Source organism: Microtetraspora sp. NBRC 13810 (assembly GCF_030268685.1).
Classification (GTDB): Bacteria; Actinomycetota; Actinomycetes; order Streptosporangiales; family Streptosporangiaceae; genus BSRQ01.
This window is the reverse complement of record NZ_BSRQ01000011.1, coordinates 275,318-281,317: the sequence shown is the minus strand read 5'-3', so window position 1 is coordinate 281,317 and position 6,000 is coordinate 275,318. Positions and strand designations below refer to the sequence as shown.

At 70.3% G+C, this 6,000-nt stretch carries 4 protein-coding genes; all 4 read left to right on the top strand.

Translation table 11 applies throughout. The annotated features are described in order from the left end of the window. The coding region (locus tag QSK26_RS23295) for a serine hydrolase domain-containing protein (protein ID WP_285777350.1) at positions 1-433 on the top strand (433 nt) is incomplete at its 5' end. Positions 434-657: 224 nt separating this feature from the next. Further along, positions 658-1,704 carry an ABC transporter ATP-binding protein gene (locus tag QSK26_RS23290; RefSeq protein ID WP_285777349.1) on the top strand — a complete coding sequence of 349 codons (1,047 nt, stop codon included), beginning with the start codon at positions 658-660 and terminating at the stop codon, positions 1,702-1,704. Then, complete coding sequence (locus tag QSK26_RS23285) at positions 1,701-3,056, top strand: ABC-2 transporter permease family protein (RefSeq protein ID WP_285777348.1); 1,356 nt, start codon at positions 1,701-1,703, stop codon at positions 3,054-3,056. The genes QSK26_RS23290 and QSK26_RS23285 overlap by 4 nt, the downstream gene beginning before the upstream one ends. A gap of 3 nt (positions 3,057-3,059) precedes the next feature. Further along, positions 3,060-5,804, top strand: coding sequence for an alkaline phosphatase family protein (locus tag QSK26_RS23280; RefSeq protein WP_285777347.1), 2,745 nt, complete (start codon positions 3,060-3,062; stop codon positions 5,802-5,804). Positions 5,805-6,000: the final 196 nt, after the last annotated feature.

The following is a 6,000-nucleotide window of genomic DNA, read 5'->3' as shown; positions in this document are numbered from 1 at the left end:
CGCGAAGGGCTACTACACGCCCGGGTCACCGGCCGCGCCCATCAACGGCTCCCAGGCGTTCTCCGCGACCGGAATCTACTCCACCGTGGACGACATCGCCCGCTGGGACCGGTCCTTCGGCGCATACCGGGTCGCGCCACCCGCCACCGTCAAGCAGGCGTTCACGCCCCAGGCGCCATGCCCCGCCAACGGCTGCCTCAACCTGCCGTCAACCGCGTACGCCTTCGGCTGGCTCGTCGACCGGCTCCACGGGCACCGGCTCCGCTACCACCCAGGTCTTCTCCAGGGCTACGCGGCGAGCAACATGTACCTGCCCGATGACGACATCGCGGTTGTCGTGCTCAGCAACGTGCAGGACACCGACACGAACGGCATCGCCCGGCACCTCGCCACGATGGCCCTCAAGTCTTCGAACGGAGGGCGGCCGTCGTGACGGGCACCTAGGACCGCCCCCTTGTTCCCGGGCGTGAGTGCGTTGACCAGCGCGATCGTGCGAACCGCCGGGTCCGGCGGGCTTGGAACGTTCCAGATTCGGGACAATCACGCTATCGCAGGGTCGAACGGGATTTGTGGAACGTTCCAAGACAAGCCGCCGTAAGGCCATCTGAAAGATCTACCTTTCTCTCTTGCTTGCAGATCAAGCCAAGGGAGACCGGCATGCACAGGACCTCCGCAGTCCAGGCTCGCGGGATCACGAAGTCCTTCGGTGATGTGATCGCACTGGACGGCGTCGATCTCGACGTGCCGAGCGGGCAGGTCCATGGCCTGGTCGGCCCGAACGGCGCGGGCAAGACGACGCTCCTCGGCCTGCTCCTGGGCCTGGCGGTCGCGGACAGGGGCAGCCTGGAAATCCTGGGCACGCCGGTCGGGCGTACGCTCTCCGTCCCCGGCGGCGTCGCGGGCTTCGTGGACGGACCGGGGCTCTACCCCTCGCTCACCGCGCGGCAGAACCTCGCCGCCCTGGCCTCGCTGCGCCGGTACGACGCCGGGCACACCGCCGACGTCGGCGACGCGCTGGAGCAGGTCGGGCTCACCGACGTCGCCGACGACCGGGTCCGGGGCTTCTCACTGGGGATGCGCCAGCGGCTCGGGCTGGCCGCCGCGCTGCTCACCAGGCCGCGGCTGCTCGTCCTCGACGAACCGGCCAACGGCCTGGACCCGGCCGGCAAGTACCACGTGCACCGCGTCATCACCGGGCTCGCCGCGGACGGGGCCGCGGTGGTCCTGTCCAGCCACCGGATGGACGACCTCGCCGCGCTGTGCTCCGAGGTCACCCTTCTCGCCACCGGGCGGATCGTCTTCTCCGGGCCGGTGGGCAAGCTCGCGGCGGAGAGCGGCGAGCTCGACTACCGGCTGGTCACCTCCGACCCGGAGGCCGCCCAGCGGCTGGCGGCACGGACGCCCGGGCTCCGCGTCGTGCCCGGTCACGACGCCGGTCAACGGCAGGACGCCGACGTCGTCGTCCGCGGGCCGGTGCCCGCCCTCGACGAGCTGGTCGTGCGGCTCGTGCAGGCGGGCGTGGCGCTGCGAGAGCTGGGGCCCGTGGTGCCGCCGCTGGAGGCCGCGTTCCTGGCCCTGACCGGCACCGGCCCCGAACCCACGCAGGCCGAACCGGCGCAGCCCGAACCGGCGCAGGCCGACCCCGTGCAGGCCGAACCGGCGCAAGCCGAGCCCGCGCTGGCTGCGAAGGAGGAAGCGCGATGACCGCGATCGTCACCGGACCCCGGGGCGGCGTCCGGCCGGCACCCGTGCTGCACGGCTACCGGTTCGAGCTGGTCAAGCTGCTCTCCCAGTGGCGGATCCGCCTGCTGCTGCTCGCCTGCTGGATCGCCCCCGCGGCCTTCGTGGCCGCGGTGAGCCTGCAGAGCTCGCTGCCCTCCGACACGGTCTTCGGCCGTTGGATGAACTCGACGGGCTGGGCGGGGTCGCTGGTCGTGCTGGACTTCTCGTGCAGTTGGGCGCTCCCGCTGCTGACGGCGCTGGTCGCCGGCGACGTCTTCGCCGTCGAGGACCGGCTGGGCACCTGGCGCCACCTCCTCGTGGCGGTGCGCTCGCCGAAGCGGATCTTCGTGGCGAAGACCCTCGCCAGCCTCACCCTGATCCTGTTGCTCGTGGCCGGGCTGGCCGCGTCGGGCATCGTCGGCGGCCTGGCCGCGGTCGGCGACGGGCAGCTCGCCGGTCTGGACGGTCATCTCCTCGCCCCGGGGGACGCGGCCGGCACGGTCCTGCTCGCGTGGGCCTGCGCGTTGGCGCCGACGCTGGCGTTCGCCGCGGTCGGCCTGCTCGGCTCGGTCGCCCTGGGCCGCTCTCCGATGGGGCTGCTGATGCCCGCGCTGCTCGCCTTCGTGCTGCAGCTCGCGCAGTTGCTCCCGCTGCCGGTGGCCGTGCAACTGGCCCTGCCGAGCCATGCCTTCCTCGCCTGGCGCGGGCTGTTCACCAGCCCGGCGCAGGCGGGCCCCATCCTCGCCGGCCTCGTCGTCTGCCTCGCGTGGGCTGTCGTCGCCACCGCGCTGGCCTACCGCATGTTCCTGCGCCGCGACTTCACCGACCTGAGCTACGACGGGTCGGGCCGGCAGATCCTCGTGGGGGCGGTCCTGCCGCTGGCCGCACTGGTCGTCGTCGCCTTCGGCGTGATCGCCGGCCTGACCCCGGCCACGGGCTCGGGGGTCGAGCAGGGGAAGCTGCAGAACTCGCTCGCCACGGCGTACTCCCACCTCTACCGGTTGCAGACGCGTGAGCTGCATCGCCCCGACGTCACCGAGGCCCAGCTGCGGGCCACCGCGTCCTGCGACAAGGGCGGCTCCCGAGTCCTCGACGAGGGACCGGGCAACGACTGGCGGTGTGTCGTCTCCTGGCGCCTCCCCGGCGCGACCGCCGTGGGAACCGCCATCTACCAGCTCGACGTCACCGCGGACGGGCGGTACGTCGCCGACGGAGACGGACCAAAGGAGGTCAACGGCTACTTCCAGGTGCGCACCCCGACAGGGGACGCGCCCAACCCCTTGTGGCAGTTCGACGGGAACGTCGACCTGCTCGCAGGCACCCCGAAGGAATAGACAGTGCACGTCACGCGCCAACGCGTCACGAAGAGCCGTTCCGGGCTCTTCGACCGAACCACCGGCCGCCGGGTCCGCCTCCTCGCGGCCGCCACCGCCGCCCTCGTCGTCGCCGGCGGGGGTATGGCCTACGCCTCCACCGATGTGTTCGGCACCGAGCAGGTCGGCCAGACCACCGCCAAGGGCCTGGTCGTGTCCGGCGACCAGTACATCGACCCGATCGGCGAGCGCCTCGTCATCAACGAAGGCAAGATCATGTCGTCCTCAGTCAGCCCGGACGGCACCCACCTCGCGGCCTCGATCACCGACGGTGGGATGGCACTCGCCGTCGTCGACCTGAAGAACTGGAAGGTGCAGCAGCTCGTCGGCAGCAACGCGGCCGCGAACCTGCGCATCGGCAGCAACTCCGTCGGCCAGGAAGGCCCCACGTACTCGCCGGACGGCTCGCAGCTGTGGCTGGGCCAGACCGACGGCTTCACCAGGTTCACCGTGAACCCGGACGGCTCCCTCGCCAACCCGACGTCCATCACGATCCCGGCGGACGGCCCCAGGCACGCGCTGGTGGCTCAGCCGGTGTTCTCGGCAGACGGCTCCACCGCGTACGTCGCCGTCAACGGCCAGAACCGGGTGGTCGCCATCGACGCGGCGACCGGGGCCATCAGGCAGAGCTGGGCTGTGGGGAACGCCCCGCGCGGCATCGTCATGGTCGGCGACAAGCTCTACGTCAGCAACGAGGGCGGCCGTCCGGCCCAGCCCGGCGACACCACGATCAACTCCTACAACACCCAGGTGCCGGCCGACCCGAACACCGGTGCCACCACCACCGGCACGGTCAGCGTCATCGACCTGGCCGACCCGGCCGCCGTCGCCAGCATCGACGTCGGCCTGCACCCGACCGCCATGTACGCCAAGAACGGAACGGTGTTCGTCACCAACACCGCCACCAACGACGTGTCGGTCATCGACACGTCGAAGGACGAGGTCGTCCAGACCATCGCCACCCAGCCGTGGCCGGAGGCCGCGGTGGGCTACGAGCCCGACGCGGTGACGCTCACCGACGACGGTCACCTGCTGGTGACGCTCGGCCGCGCCAACGCGGTGGCCGTCTACCGCTACACGACGCCGCAGGAGCCGGTCAGCTACGTCGGCCTGCTCCCGACGGACTACTTCCCCGCCGAGATCACCACCGTCGGCGACCAGGTGCTGGTCTCCAACACCCGTGGCATCGACGCCCGCCGTCCCACTACCAGCGCCGGGCACGGCACCCACGACACGACGTCGAGCCTGCAGCGGTTCACACTGCCGGACGACAGGCAGATCGCCAGGTCCACGGCCACGGTCTTCGCGCAGAACGGCTGGGGCAAGAACGACGTCAAGGTGGCCAACGGCAACAAGCAGAAGGCCGAGCCGGTCCCGAAGCGTCTCGGCGACCCCTCGACGATCAAGCACGTCTTCCTGATCGTCAAGGAGAACCGGACCTACGACCAGGTCCTCGGTGACGACCCGCGTGGCAACGGCGACCCGTCGCTGGCCCAGTACGGCGAGAACGTGACGCCGAACCAGCACGCGTTGGCCCGTCAGTTCGGGCTGTACGACAACACGTACGACATCGGCACCAACTCGGCAGAGGGCCACAACTGGCTGATGCAGGCCGACAACCCGGAGTACACCGAGTCCTCGGCCGGTGAGTACCTGCGCAGCTACGACACCGAGGACGACGCTCTCGGCCACCAGCGGACCGGCTTCATCTGGACCGGTGCGCAGGCGGCGGGCCAGACCGTGCGGGACTTCGGTGAGTTCCACCAGTTCCTGACCAAGCCGTCCGACGCGACCTGGCAGAACCTGTACTGCGACACCAAGAACATGGAGGCGACGGGGCAGGACACCGCCTACACCCTGGACTCCTCCTCGCCGATCCCGTCGCTCAACGACGTGTCGGTGCACGGCTTCCCGAAGTTCGACACCAGCGTCCCGGACATCTACCGGTCCGAGATCTGGAAGCGTGACTTCGAGGCCAACGGGCCGGCGAACCTGAACATGTTCTGGCTCTCCAGCGACCACACCGGCGGTCCGGTGAACGGGGCCGCTCAGGTCGCCGACAACGACCTGGCCGTCGGCAAGATCGTCGACACCATCTCGCACAGCAAGTACTGGAAGGACTCCGCGATCTTCGTGGTCGAGGACGACTCCCAGGCCGGCCTCGACCACGTCGACGGCCACCGTGCCCCGATCCAGATCATCAGCCCCTGGGCCCAGCACGGCCAGGTGGACAGCCAGTACTACACGCAGATCTCCATGATCCGCACCATCGAGCAGATCCTCGGGATCAAGCCGATGAACCAGAAGGACAGCGCCGCCACCCCGATGACCCGGGCCTTCGCCAAGAAGCCCGACTACACGCCGTTCACCTTCCTGCCGAACCGCACCTCGCTGACCCTGGGTCTGCCGACCCCGCCGGCCTGCGGCGCGGACACCCCGGCGCCGCAGAACCCGAACGCCGCGGCCCCGCCGTCGGCGAAGGTGCCCGCGGACAAGAAGGAGATCGCGGCGAAGTGGGAAGCCTGGAAGCCGCAGCAGCGGCTCACCGGACCCGACGCCAGGGCCGACTCCGCCAGCCCCGCGCAGATGGACCACTTCTCGTGGTACGAGGCGCACGACTGGAAGAAGCCCTACCCGGGTGAGCACGAGATCTACACGCCGGACCAGGTCCCGGGCGCCTACCTCCCGTCGCCGGAGCACGACGGCTGACACAGCTTGATCACAAAGGAGGGCCCCGACCGGCGCTGACACCGGCCGGGGCCCTCCTGCTGACGCGGGTTCGCGCCTGTCCGTGGTGCTCAGAAGAGCCTGTACGAGCCGGTGATCGTCAGCGATTCCGCGGTCTCGCCAGGGTTCACAGAGGTAGAACCCCGCAGACCTGCCGGATGTGACAGCGGCGACGAAA

Bases quoted from the DNA above. Each gene is read 5' to 3' on its own strand.
- QSK26_RS23290 (WP_285777349.1), top strand. From the start codon at position 658: ATGCACAGGACCTCCGCAGTCCAGGCTCGCGGGATCACGAAGTCCTTC.
- QSK26_RS23285 (WP_285777348.1), top strand. From the start codon at position 1,701: ATGACCGCGATCGTCACCGGACCCCGGGGCGGCGTCCGGCCGGCACCC.